General features: G+C 72.2%; 27 protein-coding genes and 2 pseudogenes. 8 read left to right on the forward strand and 21 right to left on the reverse strand.

Annotated features, from left to right (window positions below; translation table 11 throughout):
• Window positions 1–920, forward strand: a 920-nt coding sequence (ribD, locus tag MMR14E_RS01870) for a bifunctional diaminohydroxyphosphoribosylaminopyrimidine deaminase/5-amino-6-(5-phosphoribosylamino)uracil reductase RibD (protein ID WP_331312574.1), incomplete at its 5' end; no start/stop codon positions are given.
• A 3-nt stretch (window positions 921–923) separates the two neighbouring features.
• On the forward strand, window positions 924–1547 hold the full coding sequence (locus MMR14E_RS01875) for a riboflavin synthase (RefSeq protein ID WP_331312575.1): 624 nt from the start codon (window positions 924–926) through the stop codon (window positions 1545–1547).
• 28 nt (window positions 1548–1575) lie between these two features.
• Here MMR14E_RS01875 and MMR14E_RS01880 read toward each other — a convergent pair whose 3' ends face one another.
• The 12 genes and pseudogenes from MMR14E_RS01880 to MMR14E_RS01935 form a co-directional block, all read right to left on the reverse strand.
• Window positions 1576–2004 (reverse strand): PaaI family thioesterase, encoded by a 429-nt coding sequence (locus tag MMR14E_RS01880; protein WP_331312576.1) that lies wholly within the window; start codon window positions 2002–2004, stop codon window positions 1576–1578.
• A gap of 222 nt (window positions 2005–2226) precedes the next feature.
• Entirely contained in the window at window positions 2227–3804 is a 1578-nt protein-coding gene (locus MMR14E_RS01885) for a SpoVR family protein (RefSeq protein ID WP_331312577.1), read from the reverse strand.
• A 133-nt stretch (window positions 3805–3937) separates the two neighbouring features.
• Complete coding sequence (locus tag MMR14E_RS01890; RefSeq protein ID WP_331312578.1) at window positions 3938–5239, reverse strand: YeaH/YhbH family protein; 1302 nt, start codon at window positions 5237–5239, stop codon at window positions 3938–3940.
• Between the two features lie 193 nt (window positions 5240–5432).
• A complete protein-coding gene (locus tag MMR14E_RS01895) occupies window positions 5433–7385 on the reverse strand; it encodes a PrkA family serine protein kinase (RefSeq protein ID WP_010681919.1) in 1953 nt (650 codons plus the stop codon).
• A 218-nt stretch (window positions 7386–7603) separates the two neighbouring features.
• On the reverse strand, window positions 7604–8047 hold the full coding sequence (locus tag MMR14E_RS01900) for an Ig-like domain-containing protein (protein ID WP_331312579.1): 444 nt from the start codon (window positions 8045–8047) through the stop codon (window positions 7604–7606).
• Between the two features lie 120 nt (window positions 8048–8167).
• On the reverse strand, window positions 8168–8587 hold the full coding sequence (locus MMR14E_RS01905) for a hypothetical protein (RefSeq protein WP_273560351.1): 420 nt from the start codon (window positions 8585–8587) through the stop codon (window positions 8168–8170).
• 332 nt (window positions 8588–8919) lie between these two features.
• Window positions 8920–9256, reverse strand: a pseudogene (locus MMR14E_RS01910) (MerR family transcriptional regulator); the annotation flags it as partial.
• Between the two features lie 132 nt (window positions 9257–9388).
• The gene (locus MMR14E_RS01915) at window positions 9389–9709 is read right to left on the reverse strand and encodes an integration host factor subunit alpha (protein WP_020093876.1); all 321 of its coding nucleotides are present in this window, start codon (window positions 9707–9709) and stop codon (window positions 9389–9391) included.
• 166 nt (window positions 9710–9875) lie between these two features.
• Entirely contained in the window at window positions 9876–10883 is a 1008-nt protein-coding gene (locus MMR14E_RS01920; protein ID WP_331312580.1) for a beta-ketoacyl-ACP synthase III, read from the reverse strand.
• Window positions 10884–10983: 100 nt separating this feature from the next.
• Window positions 10984–12018 carry a phosphate acyltransferase PlsX gene (gene plsX / locus MMR14E_RS01925; RefSeq protein ID WP_043348438.1) on the reverse strand — a complete coding sequence of 345 codons (1035 nt, stop codon included), beginning with the start codon at window positions 12016–12018 and terminating at the stop codon, window positions 10984–10986.
• A gap of 144 nt (window positions 12019–12162) precedes the next feature.
• Window positions 12163–12693, reverse strand: a complete 531-nt coding sequence (locus tag MMR14E_RS01930; protein ID WP_331312581.1) for a DUF177 domain-containing protein — start codon at window positions 12691–12693, stop codon at window positions 12163–12165.
• Window positions 12690–13259, reverse strand: a complete 570-nt coding sequence (locus tag MMR14E_RS01935; protein WP_331312582.1) for a ubiquinol-cytochrome C chaperone family protein — start codon at window positions 13257–13259, stop codon at window positions 12690–12692. Before MMR14E_RS01935 ends, MMR14E_RS01930 begins: the two co-directional genes overlap by 4 nt.
• A gap of 155 nt (window positions 13260–13414) precedes the next feature.
• Between MMR14E_RS01935 and MMR14E_RS01940 the strand changes: the two genes are divergently transcribed.
• Window positions 13415–13912, forward strand: coding sequence for an outer membrane protein assembly factor BamE (locus tag MMR14E_RS01940; protein WP_020093881.1), 498 nt, complete (start codon window positions 13415–13417; stop codon window positions 13910–13912).
• Here the strand turns inward: MMR14E_RS01940 and MMR14E_RS01945 are convergent.
• From MMR14E_RS01945 to MMR14E_RS01960, 4 genes are all read right to left on the reverse strand, one after another.
• Window positions 13849–14559: an HAD hydrolase-like protein gene (locus tag MMR14E_RS01945; protein WP_331312583.1), complete on the reverse strand. Its 711-nt coding sequence runs from the start codon at window positions 14557–14559 to the stop codon at window positions 13849–13851. The genes MMR14E_RS01940 and MMR14E_RS01945 overlap by 64 nt on opposite strands.
• A gap of 22 nt (window positions 14560–14581) precedes the next feature.
• Entirely contained in the window at window positions 14582–16495 is a 1914-nt protein-coding gene (locus MMR14E_RS01950) for a PAS domain S-box protein (RefSeq protein ID WP_331312584.1), read from the reverse strand.
• A gap of 131 nt (window positions 16496–16626) precedes the next feature.
• On the reverse strand, window positions 16627–17718 hold the full coding sequence (locus MMR14E_RS01955; RefSeq protein ID WP_331312585.1) for an alkene reductase: 1092 nt from the start codon (window positions 17716–17718) through the stop codon (window positions 16627–16629).
• 193 nt (window positions 17719–17911) lie between these two features.
• Window positions 17912–20056 carry a sodium-translocating pyrophosphatase gene (locus MMR14E_RS01960; protein ID WP_331312586.1) on the reverse strand — a complete coding sequence of 715 codons (2145 nt, stop codon included), beginning with the start codon at window positions 20054–20056 and terminating at the stop codon, window positions 17912–17914.
• A gap of 517 nt (window positions 20057–20573) precedes the next feature.
• Here MMR14E_RS01960 and MMR14E_RS01965 point away from each other — a divergent pair.
• The gene (locus MMR14E_RS01965; RefSeq protein ID WP_331312587.1) at window positions 20574–20945 is read left to right on the forward strand and encodes a hypothetical protein; all 372 of its coding nucleotides are present in this window, start codon (window positions 20574–20576) and stop codon (window positions 20943–20945) included.
• Here the strand turns inward: MMR14E_RS01965 and MMR14E_RS29135 are convergent.
• From MMR14E_RS29135 to MMR14E_RS02000, 5 genes and pseudogenes are all read right to left on the reverse strand, one after another.
• A pseudogene (locus MMR14E_RS29135) lies at window positions 20865–21742 on the reverse strand (thiamine-phosphate kinase). The gene MMR14E_RS01965 and the pseudogene MMR14E_RS29135 overlap by 81 nt on opposite strands.
• A 3-nt stretch (window positions 21743–21745) precedes the next feature.
• Window positions 21746–22336 (reverse strand): transcription antitermination factor NusB, encoded by a 591-nt coding sequence (gene nusB, locus MMR14E_RS01985; RefSeq protein WP_331312589.1) that lies wholly within the window; start codon window positions 22334–22336, stop codon window positions 21746–21748.
• A gap of 11 nt (window positions 22337–22347) precedes the next feature.
• Window positions 22348–22842 (reverse strand): 6,7-dimethyl-8-ribityllumazine synthase, encoded by a 495-nt coding sequence (gene ribH, locus MMR14E_RS01990; RefSeq protein WP_273560364.1) that lies wholly within the window; start codon window positions 22840–22842, stop codon window positions 22348–22350.
• A gap of 143 nt (window positions 22843–22985) precedes the next feature.
• On the reverse strand, window positions 22986–23159 hold the full coding sequence (locus tag MMR14E_RS01995; protein WP_331312590.1) for a hypothetical protein: 174 nt from the start codon (window positions 23157–23159) through the stop codon (window positions 22986–22988).
• Between the two features lie 25 nt (window positions 23160–23184).
• Window positions 23185–23772 carry a carboxymuconolactone decarboxylase family protein gene (locus MMR14E_RS02000; RefSeq protein WP_331312591.1) on the reverse strand — a complete coding sequence of 196 codons (588 nt, stop codon included), beginning with the start codon at window positions 23770–23772 and terminating at the stop codon, window positions 23185–23187.
• A 187-nt stretch (window positions 23773–23959) separates the two neighbouring features.
• Here MMR14E_RS02000 and MMR14E_RS02005 point away from each other — a divergent pair, with 187 nt between their 5' ends.
• Genes MMR14E_RS02005 through MMR14E_RS02020 form a run of 4 tightly spaced genes read left to right on the forward strand, consistent with a single transcriptional unit; the run spans window position 23960 to window position 26038 of the window.
• Entirely contained in the window at window positions 23960–24682 is a 723-nt protein-coding gene (locus MMR14E_RS02005) for an SDR family NAD(P)-dependent oxidoreductase (RefSeq protein ID WP_041372745.1), read from the forward strand.
• A 17-nt stretch (window positions 24683–24699) separates the two neighbouring features.
• A complete protein-coding gene (locus MMR14E_RS02010) occupies window positions 24700–25050 on the forward strand; it encodes a hypothetical protein (protein WP_331312592.1) in 351 nt (116 codons plus the stop codon).
• The gene (locus tag MMR14E_RS02015; protein ID WP_331312593.1) at window positions 25047–25571 is read left to right on the forward strand and encodes an NUDIX hydrolase; all 525 of its coding nucleotides are present in this window, start codon (window positions 25047–25049) and stop codon (window positions 25569–25571) included. Before MMR14E_RS02010 ends, MMR14E_RS02015 begins: the two co-directional genes overlap by 4 nt.
• Window positions 25568–26038 (forward strand): TIGR02301 family protein, encoded by a 471-nt coding sequence (locus MMR14E_RS02020; RefSeq protein WP_331312594.1) that lies wholly within the window; start codon window positions 25568–25570, stop codon window positions 26036–26038. The genes MMR14E_RS02015 and MMR14E_RS02020 overlap by 4 nt, the downstream gene beginning before the upstream one ends.
• Window positions 26039–26075: the final 37 nt, after the last annotated feature.

Raw genomic sequence — 26075 nt, forward strand, 5'->3', positions numbered from 1 at the left:
AGGCCGCCCGCGGCGCGACCCTCTACGTCACTCTGGAGCCCTGCTCCCATCACGGCCGCACGCCGCCCTGCACCGACGCGATCCTGGCCGCCGGGATCGCCCGGGTGGTCAGCGCCCTGGAGGATCCCGACCCGCGTGTGGCGGGGCGCGGCCACGACCTCCTGCGGCGGGGCGGCGTCGCGGTCGAGACCGGCCTGATGCGGGACGAGGCGGCGCGCGACCATGTCGGCCACGTCACCCGGGTGACGCGCGGACGCCCGGCCCTGCACCTCAAGCTCGCCCGCACCCGCGACGGCTTCTGCGCCGCCGCCGGGCCGGAGCGCCTGCGGATCACCGGGCCGGTGGCGGACGGGGCGGTCCACCTCTGGCGGGCGCACGCCGACGCGATCCTGATCGGCATCGGCACCGCCCGGGCCGACGACCCGTCGCTGACCGTGCGGCTGCCGGGCCTGGGCGCGCGCTCGCCCCTGCGGGTCGTGCTCGACACGCATCTGCGGCTCTCCCCGGCGAGCGTGCTCGCCCGGACCGCCCGCGACACGCCGACCCTGGTGCTCACGTCCCGCTCGGCCCCGGCTCACGCGCGGCGGGCCCTGGAGGCCCTCGGCGTCGAGGTCGCGACCGTGCCGGCGGACGCGGCCGGCGGGATCGATCTCCCGGCGGCCCTGGCGCATCTCGGCGAGCGCGGCCTGACGCGCCTGTGCAGCGAGGGCGGCCCCCGCCTTGCGGAGGCGCTCGCCCGGGCCGATCTGATCGATGCCTGCACGCTGGTCACCGGACCGGCGGAGCTGGGGCCGGCGGGCGGCCTGCCGGCCGTGGGGCCGGCCCTGGCGGAGGCCCTGGCGGGCGATCGGTTCCGGGAGGCCGAGCGGCTGCGGCTCGGGCCGGACGCGGCCGTGACCTACGAACGCAACAGGACGTAAGCGATGTTCACGGGCTTGGTCAGCGCCATCGGCACGGTCGTCTCGGTCTCGGGCGCGGGCGACCTGCGCCGGATCGCGATCCGCGCCGCCTACGACCCGGCCACGATCGCGATCGGCGCCTCGATCGCCTGCGCGGGCCCGTGCCTCACGGCCGTGTCGGTGGAGCCGGCGGAGAACGGCTGCGTCTTCGCGGTGGACGCCGCCGCCGAGACGCTGGCGCGCACCACGGTGGGCGCCTGGGTCGCGGGCACGCGGATCAACCTCGAGCGCTCCCTGAAGATCGGCGACGAGCTGGGCGGCCACCTGGTCACCGGCCACGTCGACGGCCTCGCCGAGATCGTGGAGCGCGCGCGTGTCACGGCCGATGCCTGGGGCGCCAGCGAGCGCTTCACCCTCCGGGCGCCGTCGAACTTGGCCAAGTTCATCGCCGAGAAGGGCTCGGTCTGCCTCGACGGCACCTCGCTCACCGTGAATGCGGTCGAGGACGACCTGTTCTCGGTGCTGCTGATCCCGCACACGCTCCAGGTCACCACCTGGGGGGAGCGGCGGCAGGGGGACCGGCTCAACCTGGAGGTCGACCTGATCGCCCGCTACGCCGCACGGCTCGCCGAGGCGCGGGCCGGCTGAGGCCGGCCCCCGTCCTTGCTGCGGCGCGTCAGCGCGGCGGGATCGAGTAGGTGCCGGTGGCGTGGCAGACGAGGTCGGGGTTGCCCGCGGCGGTGATCGACACCTCGCCGACAGCGAGGCGCCGGCCGAGCTTGAGCAGCCGGCATTCGGCCACGAGATCCCCGGTGGCGGGCCTCCGCAGGAAGTTGAAGGTGAGGCTCGTCGTCACCGCGAGCGCCACCGGACCGATATTGGCCAGGATCGCCGCGTAGAGGGCGTAGTCGGCGAGCGCCATCATGGCCGGCCCCGAGACGGTGGCGCCGGGCCGGAGGAAGCGCTCGTGGGCCTCCAGCCGCATCCGCGCCGCGAGCGGTCCCACGGCCTCGAGGTGGTAGGCCCGCCCGCCCGCCTGCATCTGCGGGAACTCGCGGTCGAGGAAGTCGCTGGTCTCGGCGAGGGTGAGGATCGTGGCGGTCATCGCCCCATGCAGCACGGGAGTACCGCCGAGGCAATCACGAGGCTCTCCGAAGCGCCGCCCTCATCGAGAGAGACCGCTCGAGCCGCCGGTGTCGTCTTCGCGAGCGGAGCGACGCCATCCAGTCGGCGCTACACACACGGATGTCGCGCAACCCTGGGTCACATCGCTGCGCTCGTGACGAGGGAGGGCTGCCTCCATCGGAATGCTCGACCGGACGCCCCGTCAGAAGAAGATCGGCCGCGCGCTGGCGGTGATCTCGCCCAGCACCGTGCCGGTGGCGGGCTCGATCTCCTTGAGCACCACGTCGTAGCCCCAGAGGTCGGCGAGGTGCTGCAGCACGCGCTTGGCGTCGTCCTTCTGCAGGGTGATCTTGTTGATCGCCTTGTGGTGCAGGATCAGGCGCCGGTCGCCCTCCAGGTCCACGTCCACCACCTCGATGTCGGGATCGAGCCACGCCACGTCGTACTGACGCGCGAAGGAGCGGCGCAGCTTGCGGTAGCCGCGCTCGTCGTGGATCGCCTCCACCCGCAGTTCCGGCTCCTCCGGATCGTCGACCACGTGGAACAGGCGCAGGTCGCGCATCAGCTTGGGCGACAGGAACTGCTGGATGAAGCTCTCGTCCCGGTAATTCTCCCAGCAGTCGCGCAGGACCGCCATGGCGTCGCCGACCCCGGCGATGTCGGGGAACCATACCCGGTCCTCCTCGGTCGGCTGCTCGGCGATGCGGGCGATGTCCTGCATCATGGCGAAGCCGATCGCGTAGGGATTGTGGCCGCCGTAGGAGCGGTCGTCGTAGTTCGGCTGTCGGATGACGTTGGTGTGGGACTGCAGGAACTCGAGATAGGCCGCCTCGGTGATCTGCCCGGATTCCGACAGGGCGTTCATGATCCGGTAGTGGCAGTAGGTGGCGCAGCCCTCGTTCATCACCTTGGTCTGGCGCTGCGGGTAGAAATACTGCGCCACGAGGCGCACGATCCGCAGGATCTCGCGCTGCCAGGGGCGCAGCCGCGGCGCGACCTTCTCCAGGAAATAAAGGATATTCTCCTGGGGCAGCTCCAGCAGCGCCTTGCGCCGCTCCGCCGCCACGTCCGGACGCGCCGTGCCGATCTTCTGCGGCAGGGTGCGCCAGAGGTCGTTGTAGATCTGCTCGCCGTGCTCGATCCGCTCGCGTTCGCGCCGCTGCTCGGAGGCGAGGTCGGGCCGCTTCTTGCGCGGGTAGCGGTGGACGCCCTGGCTCATCAGCGCGTGGGCGGCGTCGAGCACCTGCTCCACCGCCTGATGGCCGTAGCGCTCCTCGCAGCGGGCGATGAAACCCTTGGCGAAGTCCAGGTAGTCGAGGATGCCCTCGGCGTCGGTCCACTGCCGGAACAGGTAGTTGTTCTTGAAGAAGTGGTTGTGGCCGAAGGCGGCGTGCGCGATGACCAGCGTCTGCATGGTCGCCGTGTTCTCCTCCATCACGTAGGAGATGCACGGGTCGGAGTTGATGACGATCTCGTAGGCGAGACCCATCAGCCCACGGCGGTAGCCGGCCTCGTGCTGGGCGAAGTGCTTGCCGAACGACCAGTGCTTGTAGAACAGCGGCATGCCGATCGACGCGTAGGCGTCGAGCATCTGCTCGGCCGTGATGATCTCGATCTGGTTCGGGTACCACGACAGGCCGAGCTGTGGCCCCGCCACGGCCTCGCAGGCGTCGTGGATCCGCCGGATCGTGTCGAAATCCCAGTCGTTGCCGGTGAACAGCGGCTTATCGACCTTCACGGCCGGCGCACTCACCTTGGATCGGCTCAGGCTGGTCACCATGAAACCCTCATCGCATTCTCCCCTCCCCCTGGTGGGGAGGGGCCGGGGGTGGGGGTGGTGCAGGAGGCACCGCGGCGATCCTTTCTGAACCACCCCCACCCCTACCCCTCCCCACAGGGGGGAGGGGACAAACCTACGCCTCCGCCTCGGCGCGGCCTTCCTTGCGCCCGAACAGCTCGCGGAAGACCGGGTAGATCTCCCGGCGGTGGTTGACCTTGCGCATGGCGATCGGGCCGCCGGCCTTGGCGATGGCCTCGTAGGTCCGCCACAGGGTGGTGCGGTGCTCGACGAAGCCGGCGCGGGGGCCGTTCTCGTCCCCGACCTCCAGATAGGCGAAGTGCTGGCAGGCCGGCAGGATGTGCGACCGCAGCAGCTCCGTGGAGGTCGGCCCGTCGGAGGAGACGTTGTCGCCGTCCGAGGCCTGGGCGGCGTAGATGTTCCAGTCGTTCGGGTCGTAGCGCTCGGCGATGACGCGCTTCATCTCCACGAGCGCCGACGAGACCAGGGTGCCGCCGGTCTCGCGGGAGCCGAAGAACGTCTCCTCGTCCACCTCGGTGGCCCGGTCGGTGTGGCGGATGAACACGATCTCGACGTGCCGGTAGCGGCGCGTCAGGAAGATGTGCAGCAGGATGTAGAACCGTTTGGCGAGGTCCTTCATGTGCTCGGTCATCGAGCCGGACACATCCATCAGGCAGAACATCACGGCTTGCGCGATCGGCCGCGGATAGGGCTCGAACCGGCGGAAGCGCAGGTCGATCGGGTCGACGTAGGGGATGCGCTTCGAGCGCTCGCGCAGCCGGAACAGCGCCTGCTCCAGGTCCGGCCGCTCCGGGTGTCCCTCGGCGAGGGCGGCGAGCCGGGCCTCCAGGGCCGCGACCTCGTCGGGCTTCGGGCGCTTGAGGGCGATCCGCCGCGACATCGAGTTGCGCAGGGTGCGGGTCAGCGCGAGATTCGCCGGCGAGCCGGTGACCGTGTAGCCGGCCCGGCGCAGGCCCTCGGTCTCGACCACGGCCAGCCGCCGCTTGGCGAGATCCGGCAGTTCGAGATCCTCGAGGAACAGCTCCAGGAACTCCTCTCGGGTCAGGACGAAGCGGAACGCGTCCTCGCTGTTCTCGCCGCCCTCCCCACCCTCGCCGGCCCCGCGACCGCCGCCGCTGCCCGGGGGGCGCTCGATCGTGTCGCCCTCCACGTAGGTCTTGTTGCCGGGCAGGATGTGGTCCTGCAGGCCCGTGCCGGGCTGGCGCGAGAAGCGCGGCTCCCGGACGCCGTCCGCCGGCACGGTGACGCGGCCGTCCTTGCCGAGATCCTTGATGTCCTTCTCGCGGGCGGATTCGCGCACCGCGCGCTGGGCCACGTCCTTCACGCGCCTCAGGAAGCGCTGGCGGTTCGGGAGGCTCTTGCCGCCCGGGTTCAAACGTCGGTCGACGATGTGCATCCGCTGCGAAAACCCTCGTCCGCGTGCTCCGGCCGGGTCCGGACCCCTGTCGTACCATGCTGTCACCGGAGGGAAGGATCCCTCTTCGGCAGCAGGGCCGCGATCTTCGCCGGCCGGTCGTCCGAAACTGTGGCGGCGGAGGGTCGGAACGGGGCCCGGCCGATCGATCGGACCGGCCGGGCCCCGTCGCCCCTCAGCCGGCCTGCTTCACCCGCATGTACCATTCCACCAGGCGGCGGACCTGCCGCTCGGTGTAGCCGCGCGCGACCATGCGCTCGACGAACTCGCCGTGCTTCTTCTCGGTCTCGCCGTCCTTCTTCGAGCCGAAGGAGATCACCGGCAGCAGCTCCTCCACCTGGGAGAACATCCGCCGCTCGATCACCTCGCGCAGCTTCTCGTAGCTGGTCCAGCTCGGGTTGCGGCCGCCGTGCTGCGCCCGGGAGCGCAGGGCGAACTTCACCACCTCGTTGCGGAAGTCCTTCGGGTTCGCGATGCCGGCGGGCTTCTCGATCTTGGTCAGCTCCTGATTCAGGAGTTCCCGGTTCATGAGCTGGCCGGTCTCGGCGTCCTTGAAGTCCTGGTCCTCGATCCAGGCGTCGGCGTAGTCGATGTACCGATCGAACAGGTTCTGCCCGTAATCGTGGTACGATTCGAGGTAGGCCTTCTGGATCTCGTGGCCGATGAACTCCGCGTAGCGCGGGGCCAGCTCGGTCTTGATGAATTCCAGGTACTTCTTCTCGGTCTCGGGCGGCAGTTGCTCGCGGCGCAGCGACTGCTCCAGCACGTACATCAGGTGCACCGGGTCGGCCGAGACCTCGGTGGTGTCGTGGTTGAAGGTCGCGGCCAGCACCTTGAAGGCGAAGCGGGTCGAGATCCCGTCCATGCCCTCGTCGACACCGGCCGTATCCTTGTACTCCTGCATCGAGCGGGCGCGGGGATCGACCTCGCGGAGCGACTCGCCGTCGTAGACCCGCATCTTCGAGAAGACGTTGGAATTGGCGTGCTCGCGCAGCCGCGACAGCACCGAGAACCGCGCCAGCATCTCCAGCGTGCCGGGCGCGCAGGCCGCGTCCGACAGTTCCGAGCCGGAGATCAGCTTCTCGTAGATCCGCTGCTCCTCGGTGACGCGCAGGCAGTACGGGACCTTGATCACGTAGATCCGGTCGATGAAGGCCTCGTTGTTCTTGTTGGTCTTGAAGGACTGCCACTCGGCCTCGTTCGAGTGGGCCAGGATCACGCCGGTGAACGGGATAGCGCCGATATTCTCGGTGCCGACGTAGTTGCCCTCCTGCGTCGCCGTGAGCAGCGGGTGCAGCATCTTGATCGGCGCCTTGAACATCTCGACGAACTCGAGGATGCCCTGGTTCGCCCGGTTCAGGCCGCCCGAGTACGAGTAGGCGTCGGGATCGGCCTGGGACAGGGTCTCCAGGCGGCGGATGTCGACCTTGCCGACGAGCGAGGAGATGTCCTGGTTGTTCTCGTCGCCCGGCTCGGTCTTGGCGATGGCGATCTGGCGCAGGCGCGAGGGCCGGACCTTGATCACCTTGAAGCGCGAGATGTCGCCGTTGAACTCGTCGAGGCGCTTCAGCGCCCAGGGGCTCATCAGGCCGGTCAGCCGCCGGCGCGGGATGCCGTAGCGGCGCTGGATCTCCTCGCCCATCGTCTCAGGGTCGAACAGGCCCAGCGGGCTCTCGAAGACCGGCGACACCTCGTCCCCAGCCTTGAGTACGTAGACGGGGTGAACCTCCATCAGGAGCTTCAGCCGCTCGGCCAGCGACGACTTACCGCCGCCCACCGGCCCGAGCAGGTAGAGGATCTGCTTGCGTTCCTCCAGCCCCTGCGCGGCGTGGCGGAAGAACGAGACGATCCGCTCGATCGTCTCCTCCATGCCGTAGAATTCGCGGAAGGCCGGGTAGGTCCGGATCGTCCGGTTCATGAAGATCCGGCCGAGGCGCGAATCCCTGGCGGTGTCCACGAATTCCGGCTCGCCGATCGCCGCGAGGATGCGCTCGGCGGCCGAGGCGTACATCAGGGGCTCGTCGCGACAGGCCTCCAGGTACTCGGAGAGCGTCATCTCCGTGTCGCGGCGGGCCTCGTACCCTCGGGCGAAGCTCTGGAAAAGGTCGTTCGTCGCATGCATCGGCATTCGATAACCCTCTCAGACCGTGACAGCTTCATCCTGTCTCGGCTCGGATGCAACCGACAGGCCCGCTTTTGTCGCAGTGCGGCGAGCATGGCGCCCGGCATGTCGATTGCATGCAACACTCCGGAGCGCTGAAGGCGGCACAGACGAGACTCCGTGCCGCCCCCGGACGGCTGCCCCGGCGGCAGAACTGCTCAGAGACCGGGTCGGCCAGAGCCTGCTCACAAATCCGTGCCCTCTTTCTTGCCGTCGTCTCCCGATTTGGTACCCGCGCCCCCGACCGTGATCTTCACGGTCTGCGTCTGGACTTGGCCGTCGGAGCTCTTGACCTCGAACGTCACCTCGTCGGTGCCGGTGAATCCGTTGTTGGGCTGGTAGAACAGCGCCTGGACGGCCGCCTCCTTGTTGGGGCAGCGGTAGCTCGCCGGCGTCTTCAGCTTGCCGACCTTGGTGATCACCGACCCGTTCTTCGGCGGGCCCGAGACCTTGAACTCGGGCATCGGCCCAGGAGAACAATCCTTCTTGAGGTTCGGCGCGATCTCGATGCGGACCGTCTTGCCGGGCGCCACCGTCTTGGTTCGACTGGACGGCGCCTGGGCCAGGGCGGGCCCGGCCAGTGCCATGCTCCCTGCGAGCAGCGCGGCGAGCGGACGTAGGGCGATCATGGCAGCGTCTCTCCAAAGCCGACCCGGGACCTCTCCCCGGACACGCGTCCGGATGCCCCGTTCATCGGTCCAGACCATGTGGGGACGCCCTGCACGGGCGTCGAGGGCCCGGGCGACGGCTTAATTCTGGAGGGCCGCCGCGACGATCCCGGTGATGCGGGCGATCTGCGCGGCGTCGAACTCGCCGGCCAGCGCGGCGGCGAGCCGCCCCTCGACCCGCGCCCGCTCCCCGGCATCGGCCACCGGCACGGGGGGAATCTCGTCCTCGGCCAGCCGGCAGACCCGGCGGATCGTCTCGGCCGCGGCCAGGAGTTTCTCCCGGTCGGTGGGACCCATCTCCCAGAGCGGATTGCGCAGGCGGCTGATCACCCGCTTGGCGTCGCGGTACTCCCGGTCGACGCCGGTGGCCGCCTCGATCTGGCTGACGAGGAACATCAGTTCGAGGACTTCGGAGGCCGCCTCCGGGCAGGAGCGGACGATCCGCATGATGCGGGCCATCAGTTCCTGGCTGGGCGTCAACTTGGGTTTGGGCGCGGCCATGCGGGCGACAACGCGAGTTGTCGCCGGAAAGTTCGCCCGCAGGGCGCGATGCCGGGGCGGTCGCGTCCCGCGAGGCCGCTCAGGCCTCCGCGTCGGGCAGGTCGCGCAGCCCGTCGAGCAGGGCGCGGCAGGCCCGCAGCTCGTCCAGGGCCGCGGCCAGGGCCGCCAGGTCCGGGCCGTCGAGCGCGTCGCCGCGGCCCCCGGCACGGCTTCCGGCCNCCGCAGCTCGTCCAGGGCCGCGGCCAGGGCCGCCCGGTCCGGGCCGTCGAGCGCGTCGCCCCGGCTCCCGGCCCGGCTTCCGGCCTCCGTCTCGACCTCCTGAAGCAGGGGCTCGGCCGCCACGGCCTCGCCGCGGCCGACCGCCTGGACGAAGCGGACGCCGTTCTCCTTGAGGACCCGCTGCGCCCCCGCGATGGTGTAGCGCTGCACGTGCAGGAGGTGGCGGATGCCGGCGACGAGTTCGATGTCCTGGGGCCGGTAATAGCGCCGCCCGCCCGCCCGCTTCACGGGGCGGATCTGCCCGAAGCGGGTCTCCCAGAACCGCAGCACGTGCTGGGGCACGTCGAGTTCCTCGGCCACCTCGCTGATCGTCCGGAACGCGTGGGCGCTCTTCTCGCCGATTCCGGTCGGCGGTTCGTCGGTCGGTGCGGCGGCGAGGGCTGGCGGCATGGGCGTCTTACGGAGCGGGGCGAAGCGGCCCGATCTTGCCGGCTCGCGAAGCCGCACTCAAGCCTGAAGAGACCGCCGACGCGGCCGCGTTTCAGGCCCGCGCCCGGACTGTGCCCGGACAGCGACGCGCGCTCACTCGTCGTCGTGATCGCCGGCGCCGTTCAGGCCGTTGATCTTGGCCTTGAGCACGTTGGAGGGCTTGAACACCATCACCTGCCGCGGCTCGATCGCGACCTCGACCCCGGTCTTGGGATTGCGGCCGACGCGCTTGCCCTTGCTGCGCACCACGAAGGAGCCGAACGAGGACAGCTTCACCGTCTCGCCGCTCGCGAGGCAGCTGCAGATCTCGGACAGCACGGTCTCGACGAGGGCGGCCGACTCGGTCCGCGACAGGCCCACCTGGTGGTAGACGGCCTCGCTCAAGTCGGCGCGCGTCACCGTCTTGCCTGCCATGCCGTGTCCCCTCGCCCGCATCGCTCGCCCCATGACGCGCGGCGCGGCACCCGTGGCCGCGCCGAACGCTGAAGGCGTATCCCTATGATCCGGCACGCTAATCGGCGCTCCGCCCCCGGTCAACCGCACCGGGGCAGCGAATCGTTTCGGGCGCGCCGCCCGAACCTCACCAGCGGATCAGCGCCGCGCCCCAGCTGAACCCGCCGCCGATCGCCTCGATCATCACGAGGTCGCCCGCCCGGATGCGGCCGTCCCGCCGCGCCACGTCGAGGGCCAGGGGAATCGAGGCCGCCGAGGTGTTGCCGTGGCGGTCCACCGTCAGGACGATCTTGTCCCGGGCGATCCCGAGCTTGTCGGCCGAGGCCTCGATGATCCGGCGGTTGGCCTGATGCGGCACGAACCAGTCGAGCTCCTCCGCGGTGATGCCCGCCTGCGCGAAGGCCTCGACGATCACGTCGGTGACCTGCCCGACGGCGAACCGGAACACGTCGCGGCCCTCCATGCGCAGGTGGCCGGTGGTGCCGGTGGAGCCGGGGCCGCCGTCGACGTAGAGCTTCTCCCGGTGGCGGCCGTCCGACCGCAGGCTCGCGCTGAGGACGCCGCGGTCCCCGGCCCCCTCCTGCGCTTCCAGCACGATGGCACCGGCGCCGTCGCCGAACAGCACGCAGGTGGTGCGGTCCTCCCAGTCGACGATCCGCGAGAAGGTCTCGGCGCCGATCACGAGGGCCCGGCGGGCGGCCCCCGTGGTCAGGAACTTGTCGGCGGTCGAGACCGCGAAGACGAAGCCGGCGCAGACCGCCTGCAGGTCGAAGGCCGCGCCCTGATGGATGCCCAGGGCCGCCTGGATCTGGGTCGCGGTCGCCGGGAAGGTGTGGTCCGGCGTCGAGGTGGCGCAGATCACGAGGTCGATGTCGTCCGCGCTCAGCCCGGCATCGTCCAGGGCGGCCCTGGCGGCGCGCGTGCCGAGGACCGAGGTGGTCTCGTCGGGGCCCGCGAGGTGGCGCTGGCGGATCCCGGTCCGCTGGACGATCCACGCGTCGGAGGTGTCCACCCGCTCGGCCAGATCGGCGTTCGTCACCACCCGCGCCGGCAGGCTCGATCCGGTCCCGACCACCACCGAGCGCAGGGGGGGCGCGCGCCGGTGCTGCTCGGGGTCAGTGCGGAGGGTTGCCATCATTGTCCTTCCCGGACGACACCGGATTCACAATCTTCGGTTGTGAGGCCGCGGGCGTCCGATTTCCATCCCGTCCGTCGACGGAGGCCGGGGGCCGGCGTCAGGCCGGCGCCAGCGCCGCCGTCTGGTCGAGCATCTCGCGGATCGTGCGGATCATGTCGTGGCGCGCCATGTCGTGCGCCAGATCGATCGCCGCGGCGAAGCCCTGCGCGTTCTCCGAGCCGTGGCTCTTGATCACGATGCCCTCGAGGCCGAGGAACACCCCGCCATTGGCCCGGCTCGGGTTCATCTTGTCCTTGAGGGCCTTGAAGGCCTGCCGGGCGAACAGGGCGCCGATCTTGGCGGCCAGCGTCCGGGTCATGGCGGCGCGGAGATAGGTGCCGATCTGCTTGGCGGTGCCCTCGGCGGTCTTGAGGGCGATGTTGCCGGTGAACCCCTCGGTCACGACCACGTCGACCGTGCCGCGCCCGAGATCGGTGCCCTCGACGAAGCCGTGATAGGTCAGGCCGGGGCTCTCCATCTCGCGCAGGATCCGGGCGGCCTCCTTGACCGCCTCGTTGCCCTTCATCTCCTCGGTGCCGACGTTGAGCAGGCCGACGGTGGGGCGGTCGAGGTCGAACACGATGCGCGCCATGGCCGAGCCCATCACGGCCATCTCGACGAGGTGCTCGGCATCCGTGCCGATGGTGGCGCCGACGTCGAGCACGACGCTCTCGCCGCGCACGGTCGGCCACAGGCAGGCGATGGCCGGCCGCTCGATGCCCGACATGGTCTTCAGGCAGATCTTCGACATCGCCATCAGCGCGCCGGTGTTGCCGGCCGACACGCAGGCATCGGCCTGCCCGTCGCGGACCGCCTGGATCGCCTGCCACATCGACGACTTGCCCCGGCCCTGGCGCACCGCCTGGCTCGGCTTGTCGTCCATGGCCACGGCCACGCTGGTGTGGCGGATCTCGACGCAGTCCTTGAGCCGGGGCTCCTTGGCGACCAGGGGCGCGATCACCGCCTCGTCGCCGAACATCAGGAAGGTGGTGCCGGGATGGCGCTCCCGGGCCAGCGCCGCGCCGGGCACGACCGTGGTGGGCCCGTGGTCGCCACCCATGGCGTCGAGCGAGATGCACACGCGTTGGGACATGTCGGTAGCGGGTCGCGGGTCTCGGCGGGAAAGGGGTCGGACGGCGGCGGGACGGGGCCCGCCGGGCGCGGCGGACCATAGCGATACCGGCCCGGCGGGCAAATGAAATCGGACGGCCGGCGGTTCCGGCCGGACGCGGCGGCCTCAGCCGTCGCGGTCGCGGAGCGTGCGCAGGCCGTCGAGGGGCCCCGCGTCGTCGCCCGCCACGACCGGCTCGAAGGCGATGCCGGGCTTGCGCGGGTACGGGTCGAGGCCCAGCGCCAGGAACTCGGCGGTGAGCGCGCCGAAATCGATGCGGCCGCCGACCAGGGGGTCGGGGATGTCGGCGTCCTCGGCATCGGTGCCGGCGAGCCGGTCGGTGTCGGTGAACACCACCTCGACCGGCTCCCGGACCGGCGCCTCGAAGGGCTCGAGGCTGACGGTGCAGACCTGGGTCACCAGGGCCTCCACGGTGCCGGTCACGGTGAGGCGGCTGGTCGCCCCCGCGATGGCGAAGCGCCCGACGAGGTCGCGGATCCCCGGGATGCCGAAATCGGCGGCCAGCGCCGCGCACTCGGCCGGGGTCGCCTCCACGGTGACGGCGCCGCGCCCCTGGGGCAGGCGCTCGACATTGACCCAGCGCGCGAGCGGGAAAGCGTCCTGTCCGGCATCGCGGCTGCTGGCATCGCGGCTCATGGGCGTCCTCCGTGGTCAGGGCCGGCCGGTGCCGGCGCGAAGCCGTCGGGCTCCGGGAAGGGCGGCCCGGCCCCGAGCAGCCCGTCGAGATCGGCCCCGGCGAGGGCGGCGTCGGCCGCCCGCACGTAGGCGGCGAGACCGCGCCCGTCCCCCTCGCCGCCGAGCACGTTGCGGACGAGGGCGGCCGCCAGGGCGGCGGCGTCGCCGGCCTCCAGGGCCGCGTCGTAGCCCTCGGCGCGGCCGTAGAAGGCGGCGCCGAGCTTCTTCATCCGCTTGGACACGCCCATGTCGCCGACACCCAGCTCGCGCAGGGAGGCGTCGAGCTGGGTGAAGACGGAATTCACCAGATCCTGCGCCACCTCGGCGGCCGGCGGCGGCAGCCGGTTCAGCCGGCGCAGGACCAGGATCGCGTGCAGGCACAGGGATTCGAACCGGCCCTCCACGGTGTCGGGCACGCCGAGATCCGTGTAGAGGCCCGGCCGGCGCGCGGCCTCGCTCAGGGCGACGTGCAGCCCCTCGACGGCGCGGCGGCGCGCGCCGGCGCGGCGGAACAACCCGGCGATCATCGATGCGGAACCCCGGCCCACTGTGGCCAAGCTTGCCTTGTCAAAGCCATAACCCCGCGGTACGGCAACCCACGCCCAGGGCGCAAGCGCCGTCGGAGCCCCGTGCCGGCGGCGACGGTCGCGCCCCGTCCGTCAACACGCTCTCTGGGGGCCCGATGCGGCGCCGTTTCGTCCAGTCCTTCGCGCGCCTCGCCCTGCTCGGCCTCGCGGCAACCGGTCTGTCGGGCTGCATCGGCGAGGAGCTGCGCCACGGCTACCAGGTCGATCAGGCGGCGCTCGCCACGATCAAGCCCGGCATGGGCCCCGAGCAGGTGCTGCAGATCCTGGGCACGCCCTCGACCGTGTCCACGGTGGGCAACAAGTCCTGGTACTACATCTCGCAGAACACCCGCCGGACGATCATGTTCCTGGGCGAGCAGGTCGAGGACCAGAAGGTCACGGCCGTGTACTTCACCCCCGCCTTCAAGGTCGAGCGCGTGGCCCTCTACGGCCTGCAGGACGGGCGGATCTTCGACTTCATCGAGCGCACGACGCCGACGAGCGGCGCCGACCGCGCCTTCCTCAGCCAGCTGTTCCGCGGCCTGACCCGCTACGAGCCGTTCGGCAGCGGCAGCGGCACCAGCGTCGTGCCGGGCGCCAACCGCGGCATGTGACCGGCCGCGCCCGCCACCAGGCGGGCGATCGCCCCGGGCTCCGGGAACAGGTGCTCGGGGCCGCGGGACGCCAGGGCCCGCGGGTCGGTGTAGCCCCAGGCCACGGCCCCGAACGGGCAGCCCAGCACCCGCGCCGCCTCGAGGTCGCGGATCTCGTCGCCGACGCAGAGGGCCCGGTGCGGCGGCACCCCGGTCCGCGCGAGCAGCGCCCGCAGCCGGCGCGCCTTCCCGAAGATCGACGCCCCGCAGGCGTAGGCGCCGATGCGGGCGGCATTGTCCGGCCCGAACACCCGCCGCACCGTGTCGGCGCGATTCGACGACAGGATCGCCAGCGGCACGCCCGCCTCCGCGATCGCGGCCAGCATCGCCGGGACGCCGGGAAACAGCGCGATCTGCGCGGCGTCGCGGGCGGCCAGCGCGTGCATGTGGCGGGCGATGAGCGGCAGCTTCCAGCGCGGGATGCCGAGATGGGCGACGATCGCCCGGGCGCCCTGCAGCCGCAGCTCCTCGACCTCGTGGGCCTCGACCCGGCGGAACCGGTAGCGGTCGGCGACGCCGTTCAGGACCGAGCAGAACCACGCGAAGCTGTCGGCCAGCGTGCCGTCGAAGTCGAGGACGACGAGATCCGGCCCGGGCGCGGCCGGCATCCGGGCCGGCATCCGGGCCACGTCAGGTCCGCAGGTTCTCGAGCGGGACGCTGAGCCGCATCAGGAGACCGCCCGGCGCCCAGTCGTGCTCCAGCTCCCCGTCGAGCTGGCCGGCGACGCTGCGCTCGGCCAGCACCGTCCCGAACCCCTTCCGGGACGGTGCGCCGGCAACCTGCGGGCCGCCCTCCTCGCGCCAGGTCAGCGTGTAGCGGCCCGCCTCGCGGATCCCGCTCAGCGAGACGCCGCCCGCCTGCGTCGAGAGCCCGCCGTACTTGACCGCGTTGGTGGCCTGCTCGTGCATGATCAGCGCGAGGGCCGTGGCGGTGCGCTCGCCGATCTCGGCATCGTCCCCCGAGATCACCACGCGGGCCCGCCCGTTCTCCTCGTAGGCGGCCATGATCAGGCGCATCAGCCCGAGCACCGTCTGCCCGGCGACCGGCGGGGCGCTGTCGGGGGAGTGCGGGCGGACGTACTCGTGGGCTCGGGCCAGGGCGCCGAGCCGCTCGCGGAAGGCCGCCACGAAGGGCTTGGCCGCGGGGTCGCTCCGGGCGGTCAGGGCGGCGAGGCCGCCGACCACCGCGAAGATGTTCTTGATCCGGTGGGACAGCTCGCGGATCAGCAGGTCGCGGGCTTCCTCGGCGCGCTTGGCCTCGCGCAGGTCGCGGGTGACGGTGGCGTAGCCGAGTTCCGTCCCGGTCGGGTCGCGCACCGGGAAGATGTTGTAGAGCACGGCCAGGGGCTCGCCGGTGACGAAGTGCCGGAAGGCGAGTTCGCCCTCCCAGAACCCGTCCCGGCGCACCGCCGGCATCACGGTCTCGGCCAGGATCCGGCGGCTGTCGTCGGTGAAGAAGTCGGGCACCGTCTTCGCGCGGGCGGCCGCGAGATCGGGCAGGCCGACCAGGGCCAGCGCCGCCTCGTTGAGGTGGGTGATCGCGCCCTCGAGGGTGCAGAGCCCGATGAAATCCTTGGAGGTCTCGACGATCGCCGCGAGCTTGCGGGCCTCGGCCTCGGCGCGCTTCAGGTCGTCGATGTCGGTGCAGGTCCCGAACCAGCGCTCGATCCGCCCCTCGGCGTCCCGGATCGGCATGGCCCGCCCGAGGGTCCAGCGGTACTCGCCGCTGCGGTGGCGCAAGCGGTACTCGATCTCGTAGGGATCGCCGGTCGCGAGGCAGTGGCGCCAGCGCGCCCAGGCCCGCTCCTGGTCCTCGGGATGGAACACCCCGTTCCAGCCCTCGCCGTCCGTGGAGCCGTACGGGACGCCGGTGAACTCGTACCAGCGGTCGTTGTAGTAGTCGTGGAACCCGTCCGGCCGCGTGGTCCAGACCATCTGGGGCATCGCCGAGGTCATCACGCGGAAGCGGCGCTCGCTCGCGGCGATCTCCGCCTCGCGGGCGGCGACCTGCGCCAGCGTCCTGCGGTGCTCCAGCAGGCTCGAGATCTGGCGCGCCAGCGCCAGCAGGGTCGCGGTCTGCTCCGAATCGAGCCCCGCCGGCCGCGGGACGCGGTCCAGCACGCAGAGCGCACCGAGGGGGATGCCGTGGCTGCCGCGGATCACCGCGCCCGCGTAGAACCGGAAGGCCGGCGCCCCGGTGACCAGGGGATTCTCGGTGGTCCGCGCGTCGGCGGTCAGGTCGGGGATGATGAGGAGGTCGCCGGCCTCGATCGTGTGGGCGCAGACCGAGCAGGTGATCGGCAGCTCGCGCTTGCCGAGGCCCACCTCCGACTTGAACCATTGCCGCTCGGCGTCGACCAGGCTGACCAGCGCGACCGGGGCCCGGCAGACGTAGGCGGCGACGCGCACGAGGTCGTCGTAGAGCGGCTCCGGCTCGGAATCGAGGATCGCGAGGTCGCGCAGTTCGGCGATCCGGGCCGTTGCGCTCCAGCGCCCGTCGGTCGGTCCGGCTTCCGCAAGCGGGTGAGGTGCAGGCACATCCATGGTCCCGTCCTCACATAGGTGCGCGACGGGCCGCTGCCAAGGAACCGCCGCGCTTTCCTGCCGCACCCGCCCTGCCGCACCCGCCCTGCCGCGCCCGCGCGAGGCGCGGCAGAGGTGCCGACGGCTGGGCGTCAGGCGGCGCGGGATTCGGCCAGGGTCGGGTAGTCGACGTAGCCCTCGGGGCCCTGGCTGTACCACGTCGCGGCGTCGTCCTTGTTGAGCGGCGCGCCCTTGGCGATGCGCTCGACGAGGTCCGGGTTCGCGATGAACGTCCGGCCGAACGCGATGGCGTCCGCCTCTCCGGCATCCAGGGCCTTCTGGCCGCTGATCCCGTCGTAATCGGCGTTCAGGATCATCGGGTTGCGGAACACGCGCCGCATCGCCGGGGCGATCGGCGGGTGGTCGGCCTTGCCGAAGGTGCCGTTCGGCCCCGGCTCGCGCATCTCCAGGAAGGCGATCCCGGCATCGGCGAGCACCTGGGCGGCGGCGACGAAGAGCGGCTCCGGGTTCGAGTCGTTGCAGCCCTGGATCGCGCCGTTCGGCGAGAGGCGGACGCCCGTCCGCTCCGGCCCGGCGACCTTCGCCACCGCCCCGGTCACCTCGCGCAGGAGCCGCACGCGGTTCTCGACGGAGCCGCCGTACTGGTCGGTGCGGTGGTTGGTGCCGTCGCGGAGGAACTCGTCGATCAAGTAGCCGTTCGCGGCGTGGATCTGCACCCCGTCGAACCCGGCCGCCAGGGCGTTGGCGGTGGCCCTCTCGTAATCGGCGAGCAGGCGCGGGATCTCGGACACCTCGAGGGCGCGGGCCTCGCTGTAGGGCTTCTTGCCGGAATAGGTGTGGGCCTGGTCGGGAGCCGTCGTCGGCGAGGACGAGACCGGCTTGGCGCCGCCGAGGAAGTCCGCGTGGACCATCCGGCCCATGTGCCAGATCTGGCAGACGATCTTGCCGCCCCTGTCGTGGACGGCCTTCACGACCGGCCGCCACGCGTCGACCTGGGCGTCGGACCAGATGCCCGGCGCGTAGGGCCAGCCCAGCCCCTCCTGGCTGATGCCGGTGGCCTCGGTGAGGATCAGGCCCGCGCCGGCGCGCTGGGCGTAGTACTCGGCCATGATCGGGGTCGGAACGTGCTCGCGGGTGCCGCGACCGCGGGTCAGCGGCGCCATGAAGATCCGGTTCTTCGCCTCGATGGCGCCGACGCGGATCGGGTCGAGCAGGGACGGCATGGGTTACCTCGTGCTGATGCGGCGGGGGCCGCGTCCGGGTTTAATCCGGCGCCGAGGTGGCGCTGCGGCGCCGCGATGCCAAGGTGCTGCGCCGCGGGGCTGACCGTCGCGTGCGGGAGCGCACACGGCGAGACGGGCGGGGCCGGGCTCGCGCGGAGCCCGGCCCCGTCGGCCGTTCCGGGCCTCGCGGACCTCAGCTGTGCGCCAGCACGGCGAGCAGCAGCAGGGCGATGATGTTGGTGATCTTGATCGCCGGGTTCACCGCCGGGCCGGCGGTGTCCTTGTAGGGGTCGCCCACCGTGTCGCCGGTCACCGCGGCCTTGTGGGCGTCCGAGCCTTTGCCGCCGTGGTGGCCGTCCTCGATGTACTTCTTGGCGTTGTCCCAGGCGCCGCCGCCCGAGGTCATCGAGATCGCCACGTAGAGCCCGGTGAGGATCACGCCGAGCAGGCTCGCGCCCACGGTGGCGAAGGCCTGGCTCTTCCCGGCGATGAACTGGATCACGAAGAACAGCACCACCGGCGAGAGGACCGGCAGCAGCGACGGGATGATCATCTCCTTGATCGCCGCGCGGGTCAGCATGTCCACCGCCCGCCCGTAATCCGGCCTGTCGGTGCCCTGCATGATCCCGGGCTTGGCCCGGAACTGGCGCCGGACCTCCTCGACCACCGCGCCCGCCGCGCGCCCGACCGCCGTCATGGCGATGCCGGCGAACAGGAACGGGATCAGGCCGCCGAGCAGCAGCCCGACCACGACGTACGGGTTGGAGAGCGAGAAATCGACGCTGACGCCCTGGAAGAAGCGGTACTGCGTCGGGCTCGCATGGGCGATGAAGTAGTTCAGGTCCGACGTGTAGGCGGCGAACAGTACCAGCGCCCCGAGCCCGGCCGAGCCGATCGCGTAGCCCTTGGTCACCGCCTTGGTGGTGTTGCCGACCGCGTCGAGGGCGTCGGTCGACTTGCGCACCTCGGAGGGCAGGCCCGCCATCTCGGCGATGCCGCCGGCATTGTCGGTGACGGGCCCGAAGGCGTCCAGCGCCACGATGAAGCCGGCGAGCGCCAGCATGGCGGTGACCGCGATGGCGATGCCGAACAGGCCGGCGAGCGCGTAGGTGCTGATGATGCCCGCCACGATCACGATGGCCGGCAGCGCGGTCGATTCGAGCGAGATCGCCAGCCCCTGGATCACGTTGGTGCCGTGACCGGTCACCGACGCGTCGGCGATCGACTTCACCGGGCGGAAGTTGGTGCCCGTATAGTACTCGGTGATCACCACGATCAGCGCCGTGATGGCGAGCCCGATCACCGCGCAGCCGAACAGCGCGGCCGACGTGAAGGTCAGGCCGGTGGAGGTGGTGAAGCTCGTCGAGAAGCCGCCGAGCAGGGTCATGTTGACCGCCGCGATCGCCGCGATGGACAGCACGCCCGCGGCGATCAGCCCCTTGTAGAGGGCGCCCATGATCGACTGGTTCGCGCCGAGCCGCACCGCGTAGGTGCCGGCGATGGAGGTGAGGATGCAGGCCGACCCGATGGCGAGCGGGTACAGCATCATCGGCTCGAGGACGTCGCGGTTGCTGCCGCCGGCGCCGGAGAAGAAGATCGCGGCCAGCACCATCGTGGCGACGACCGTGACCGCGTAGGTCTCGAACAGGTCGGCCGCCATGCCGGCACAGTCGCCGACATTGTCGCCGACGTTGTCGGCGATGGTGGCGGGGTTGCGCGGATCATCCTCCGGGATGCCGGCCTCGACCTTGCCGACAAGGTCGCCGCCGACGTCGGCGCCCTTGGTGAAGATGCCGCCGCCGAGGCGGGCGAAGATCGAGATCAGCGAGGCGCCGAAGCCCAGCGCCACGAGGGCGTCGATCACCTCGCGGCTCGACGGCTCCAGATGGGCCGCGCGGGTGAGGAACAGGTAGTAGAAGGCGACGCCCAGTAGCGCGAGACCCGCCACCAGCATGCCGGTCACCGCCCCCGACTTGAAGGCGACGTCGAGGCCGCCGCCCAGCGAGGTCGAGGCGGCCTGGGCCGTGCGGACATTGGCGCGCACCGAGACGTTCATGCCGATGAAGCCGGCCGCGCCCGACAGCACGGCCCCGATCAGGAAGCCGACCGCGACCTTGATCCCGAGGAAGACCGCGAGGAGGACGAACAGGACGACGCCGACGAGGCCGATCGTCGTGTACTGCCGCCGGAGATAGGCCTGCGCGCCCTCGGCGATGGCGGCGGCGATCTCCTGCATGCGCTGCGTGCCGGCGTCGCGCCGCATCACGTCGAGAATCGTGACGATGCCGTAGGCGACGGCGCAGAGCCCGCCCGCGATGATCAGGACCAAGGGAATCATTCGACCGTCCTTGTTATTATCGTGCCTGGCGTGGGCTTGTGATTGTCGAGCTTGACCGCCGGACGACGGCCATGGGACGCGGTGCTCGGTTTCGGGGCTTTCCTTCCCAGAACAATGCCTTGATTGCCAAACTTCGCCGGGGAGCGCAAACGCCGCGTGGGCGGGCGGCGGCCGGGATCGCGTCTCCCGGCCGGGCGCGAATGGCGGTCCGCGGCCCGCAACATTGCATTATGGTGCAGATTTTCTCCCTCCGGCCGCTGCCCGCAGGGTTGCGGGCCCGGCACGACCGCTCGGAGCCGTCGCCGATCGAGTCGCGACGGCGGCGATCGCCGAGCCCGCGCCGCACGGAGCGCCCGTCCCCCCTCCCGGGCGGGAGAGAGGGCGTGGCGCGGCGCGCGCGCGAGGGTGCCCGTCGGACCGACCGGCGCACCGCGATCGGGCGCGGCCGTCGCGACCGTTAACCCCGCCTTAACCGACGGATATTCTATTTTTGGTTGTATTCTGACGGAGGCTCGCCATGGGCAGCGACCAGGCCGCCAAGATGGCGGCGACGATCGAGGTGTTGAGCGGCGCGGTCGGGTTCCTGCTCGCCGAGCGGGTCGCGGCGCAGCCTGTCACGATCCAGGACGATCTGCTCCGCGTGCTGCAGCGCGCCCTGTCCCGGGCGCCCGGCGCGGGCGGGGACCCGGTCGGCCGCTGGATCCCGGTGGTCGCCGCCGGGATGATCGGCGAGGTCCGGCGCCAGATCGGCCACCCGGCCGGGGACACCGCCGGCCCGATGACCGCGGGACCGGACGCGATCCGGGTGTCAGAAGTGGCTGAAGGCCCCGGCCGCGAACACGCGCTCGGCGCCATCGCGCATTTCGAAGCGCGGCGGGCCGTCGCCTGAGGTGACGGTGCCGATGGCGGCGACGGCGATCCCGGCCGCCGCGGCCTCGGCCCGGAGATCCGCCAGGCGCTCCGGCGCGACCGTACAGAGGATCTCGTAATCGTCGCCGCCGGTCAGGACCGTCTCGATCAGGGCGGGCTCCGCCGCGCAGGCGCACCGGGCGGCCTCCGAGAGCGGCACGTCGGCCGTCGCCACCCGGGCGGTGCGGCCCGCGCCCAGCATCTTGGCTTCGCCAATTCCGGCCTGCGCAACGTGCTCGCCCGCTCGACCCGCGACGCCATCGTGAAGACCGATCGCGGCCAGCTGATGCACCAGATTCAGGAGGACGTGAACCCCTGCTCGGCGAGGTGCCGCACGATGGCACCGGTCGGCACCTCGCCGAGCAGGGTGACGGAGATCAGCGCCGGCCCGCCGGAGCGCACGGTGTCGCCGCCCAGCAGCGGGCAGCCGGCCGCCGCGGCCGCCGCGCCAAGCCCCTGCGCGAATCCGGCGAGCCAGGCCTCCGTCCAGTCGTCGGGAAGCGCCAGGGTCAGCAGGAAGCCGCGCGGGACCGCGCCCTTGGCGGCGATGTCGGAGAGGTTCACGCCGAGGGCCTTGCGGGCGATCGAGGCCGGCGGATCCTCCGCGAAGTAGTGGATTCCCGCCACCACGGCGTCGGCGGTGAGGACGAGGTCGTGGCCCGGCGCGGGCGTCAGCGTGGCGGCGTCGTCCCGGAGCCCGTCGGCGCCCGGCCCCGCGAGCGGGGCGAAGTAGCGGGCGATCAGCCCCTCCTCGGAGGCGCGGGCCCGTCCGGTCAAGGCTCAGGCCTTCCCGGCCGACGGTTTCGCGGCCGCGGGCTTGCCGGCGGGCTTGCCGGGGAGCGGCTTGGACGAGCCCGGCTTGCCGGAGGCCTTCGGGGCCCCGACCTCGCCCGGCCGGACCTCCCGGGCGACCCGGTCGAGGACGGCGTTGACGAGGCCCGGCTCGTCGGCGGTGTAGAAGCTGTGGGCGACGTCGACGTATTCCGAGATCGCCGCGGCCGCCGGCACGTCGCGGCGGAACATCAGCTCGTAGGCGCCCGCCCGCAGGATCGCCCGGAGCACGATCTCGATGCGCCGCAGCGGCCAGCCCTGGGCGAGGGCCTGGTCGAGCTTCGGGTCGATGGCCCGCTGCTCCTCGACCGTGCCGCGCAGGAGGTCGCGGAAGAAGGCGGTCTCGGCCGGGGGATGGGCGATCCCGTCGACCTCCTGGCCGATCCAGAAGGCCTCGAACTCGGCGAGGGCGTCGAGCACGCCCTTGCCGGAGACGTCCATCTCGTAGAGCGCCTGCACCACCGCGAGGCGGGCGCCGCTGCGCAGGCTGATCTTGGCGGGCGCGCCGGTTTCCGGCTGCGTGTCGGGGGTCCCGGTCATGGGGGTATCCGTCATCGGGTGCGCGCGGACTCGGCCGCCCGCTTCAGGGCGAGCACGCCGAGCGCCGCCTCGGCGGCACCGCCGCCCTTGTTCATCTCGGCGACCCGCGCGCGGGCGAGCGCCTGCGCCTCGGTCTCGACCGTGAGGATGCCGTTGCCGAGCGGGACGCGGCGCTGCACCGACAGGTCCATGAGCGCCCGCGCGCTCTCGCCGGCGACGATGTCGTAGTGGCCGGTCTCGCCGCGGATCACGCAGCCGAGCGCCACCACGGCGTCGTAGGCGCCCGCGTCGAGCAGGATCGCCACGGCGGCGGGGATCTCCAGGGCCCCCGGCACGGTGACCACGGTGGCCTGCGCGTCGGCGGCCGCGATCGCCGCCAGGGCGCCGGCCAGGAGTTCGTCGGCGATCGCGTCGTAGTAGCGCGCCTCGACCACGAGGATCCGGGCGCCGGCGAGCGCCGGGTCGGTGGGCTTGGGCGCCGAATCGGCGCGGGTATGGGCGACCATGGCTCTCGTCCGGCCGGGTTTTCGGGAACGGGCGGGCGGCACGTCGGGCACCCGCACGGGGGAGGACGGTTAGACCGAAGCGGCCCGCGCCACAAGCCGCGCGGGATCGCCCCCGGCCCGCACCGCGGCCGCGGCGGCGCGCCCTACCCCACCAGCGACGGCAGCGGCGGGGCCGCGGGGCCGCCCTCCGGCAGCGCCGTGCGGGCGACGTTCATCGTCATGGCCAGCAGCGCGTAGTAGCCGGTGATGCCGGTGAGATCGATCGCGCCCTGCTCGCCGAAGCGCGCGACCAGGGCCGCGTAGGTCGCGTCGCTCACCNCACCGCGGCCGCGGCGGCGCGCCCTACCCCACCAGCGACGGCAGCGGCGGGGCCGCGGGGCCGCCCTCCGGCAGCGCCGTGCGGGCGACGTTCATCGTCATGGCCAGCAGCGCGTAGTAGCCGTTGATGCCGGTGAGATCGATCGCGCCCTGCTCGCCGAAGCGCGCGACCAGGGCCGCGTAGGTCGCGTCGCTCACCGCGCGGTTGCGCATCAGCTCGGTCGAGAACGCGTAGGCGAGCGCCTCGTCGGCGCTCATCGAGTCGGGGCGGCGCCCCTCGGCCAGCGCCCGCGCGGTCTCGGGGGCGACCCCGGCCTCGAGGGCGATCGGGTGGTGGATCGCCCACTCGACCGGCTGGCTCCATTCCCGGGCGACCACCAGGATCGCGAACTCGCTGACGCGCAGCGGCAGGACGCTGCCGTAGCGCAGGTACTGGCCCATCCGGCTCGCGCACAGCATCAGCTCGGGGCTGCGCAGGAGCGGCACGAACGGTCCGAAGACCGGGACGCCGCGCTCGGCCCGGAACGCGGCCGCGGCCGCGTCCTGCGCCGGGGACAGGCCGCCGTCCGGAATTTCCGGCATGCGCTCCGCGCTGGTCTGCCCGCTGGCCATGCGTGTCCCCTCCCCCTGCATCCGCCCGGCATCCGCGCCCACGCGCGGCCCGCTCTGGATTTCCGGTGCCCGTGCGCCTAGACCATTGAGGCTCACCGGCACGCACCGCGCCCGACCGGGCGGCGATCCCTGAACGCCAGCGAGGCTTACGGCTTTGGCCCTCCCCGTCAACGAACGCCGGCGCATCATGCTGCTCACGGGCGCGAGCCGGGGCATCGGCCACGCCACCGTCAAGCGCTTCTCGGCCGCGGGCTGGCGGGTGATCACCTGCTCGCGCCACGCCTTCCCGGAGAACTGCCCCTGGGAGATGGGCCCCGAGGACCACCTGCAGGTCGACCTCGCCGACGCGCAGGACACGGTCCGCGCCGTCGAGGAGGTGCGGGGCCGGCTCGCCGCCGAGGGCGGGGTGCTGCACGCGCTGGTCAACAATGCCGGCATCTCGCCGAAGGGGCCGGAGGGCGAGCGCCTCGGCGCGCTGGCCACCGAGTTCGACACGTGGCAGCGGGTCTTCCAGGTCAACCTCTTCGCCACGATCCTGCTGGCCCGGGGCCTGCGCGAGGAACTGGCCCGCGCCAAGGGCTCGGTCGTCAACGTGACGTCGATCGCCGGCTCGCGCGTCCACCCCTTCGCGGGGGCGGCCTACGGCACATCCAAGGCGGCGCTGGCGGGCCTGACCCGCGAGATGGCCGCCGATTTCGGGCCGCTCGGCGTGCGGGTGAACGCGATCTCGCCGGGCGAGATCGACACGTCGATCCTGTCGCCCGGCACCGAGAAGCTCGTCGAGCAGATCCCGCAGCGCCGGCTCGGCACGCCGGACGAGGTCGCCAAGGCGATCTACTTCCTGTGCACCGAGGCCTCCTCCTACGTGAACGGGGCCGAACTCCACATCAACGGCGGCCAGCACGTTTGACCAGATCGGGCGCTTCCTTGGGCGCTGCCGCGCGCCGGCCTCCGGCGCCGGGCCGCGGGCGCGCGCTCGTCCTCGGCGTGCTCGCCTGCGTCGCGCCGGTCGCGGTCGCGCGGGCGGAGCCCGGGATCCGGATCCTCGATCTGCCCTTCAAGGTGCGGGCGCTGCGCGGCTCGCGCAGCGAGGCCGCGGTCTCGGTGGCGACGTCCGGGCTCCTGCCGATCACCGGCGGCACGGCAGGCGCGGTGCCCCTGCCGGCCCCGGCCGAGACCGGCATCGTCGTCCTCGGCGAGGGCGCGACGGCGCGTCTGCTCGTCGGCCTCGCCGACGGCCGGGTGGCCGTCGTGGCACCCGACGGGGGCAGGCCGTGACCGCCAGCGCGCCGGATCCCGACAGCCGCCTGTTCCCGGCCCGGCCCTTCGTGGGCGCGTCGATCGCGGTGATCCGCGGCGAGCGGGTCCTGCTGGCGGCGCGGGCCAACGAGCCGATGCGCGGCGTCTGGACCCTGCCGGGCGGCCTCGTGGAGGCCGGCGAATCCCTGGCCGAGGCGGCCCTGCGCGAACTGTCCGAGGAGGTCGGCCTGCCCGCCGAGGTGGTCGGCGTGCTCTCGCCCACCGAGATCATCGTCCGGGACGAGGCCGGCCGGGCGCGCCATCACTACGTCGTCCACCCGCACGCCGCCCTGTGGTGCGGCGGCGAGCCCGTGGCCGGGCCCGAGGCCCTGGGCACCCGGTGGGCGACTCTCGCGGAGGTGTCGACCCTTCCGACAACCCCCGGCCTGGTCGACACCCTGCGCGAGGCCTTCGCGCGGGTGGCGGCCCGGGGTGCGGACGGGAGCGCGGATGGACGCGTGAACCGCGCGGGCATGCCGGGCGGGGAGTCGACAGCGTGAGGCGCCCCGCGACCCTCCTGTGCCTGCTGGTGCTCCTGGCCGGTCCGGTCGCCGCGCCGGCCCAGGCGCAGCAGCGCTCCGGCCGGAGCGGAGCCCCCGCCAAGGAAACCGCGAAGGAGGCGCCCAAGGACGCGTCCAAGGAGGCGAACGCCCCCGCGGACGTGCCCGCGCCCTACGACCGCGACCTGCTGCGCATGTCCGAGATCATCGGCGCCCTGGCGTTCCTGCGGAACCTCTGCGCGGCGCCGGACGCGGCCGACTGGCCGGCCCGCATGAAGGCGCTGATCGACTCCGAGGGCGTGACCCCGGCCCGCCGCGACCGGCTGGCGGGCGCCTACAACCGCGGCTATCGCGGCTTCGCGCTGACCTACCGGGTCTGCACGCCAGCGGCCCACGAGGCGGCCGCCCGGTACGTCGCCGAGGGCGACCGGCTGTCGCACGCCCTGGCCGGCCGTTTCGGGGGGTGATGCAGGCGCAACACACGAGGCGGCGATGCCGGCGAAA

Source organism: Methylobacterium mesophilicum (assembly GCF_036441335.1).
GTDB classification, from domain to species: Bacteria; Pseudomonadota; Alphaproteobacteria; order Rhizobiales; family Beijerinckiaceae; genus Methylobacterium; species Methylobacterium mesophilicum_B.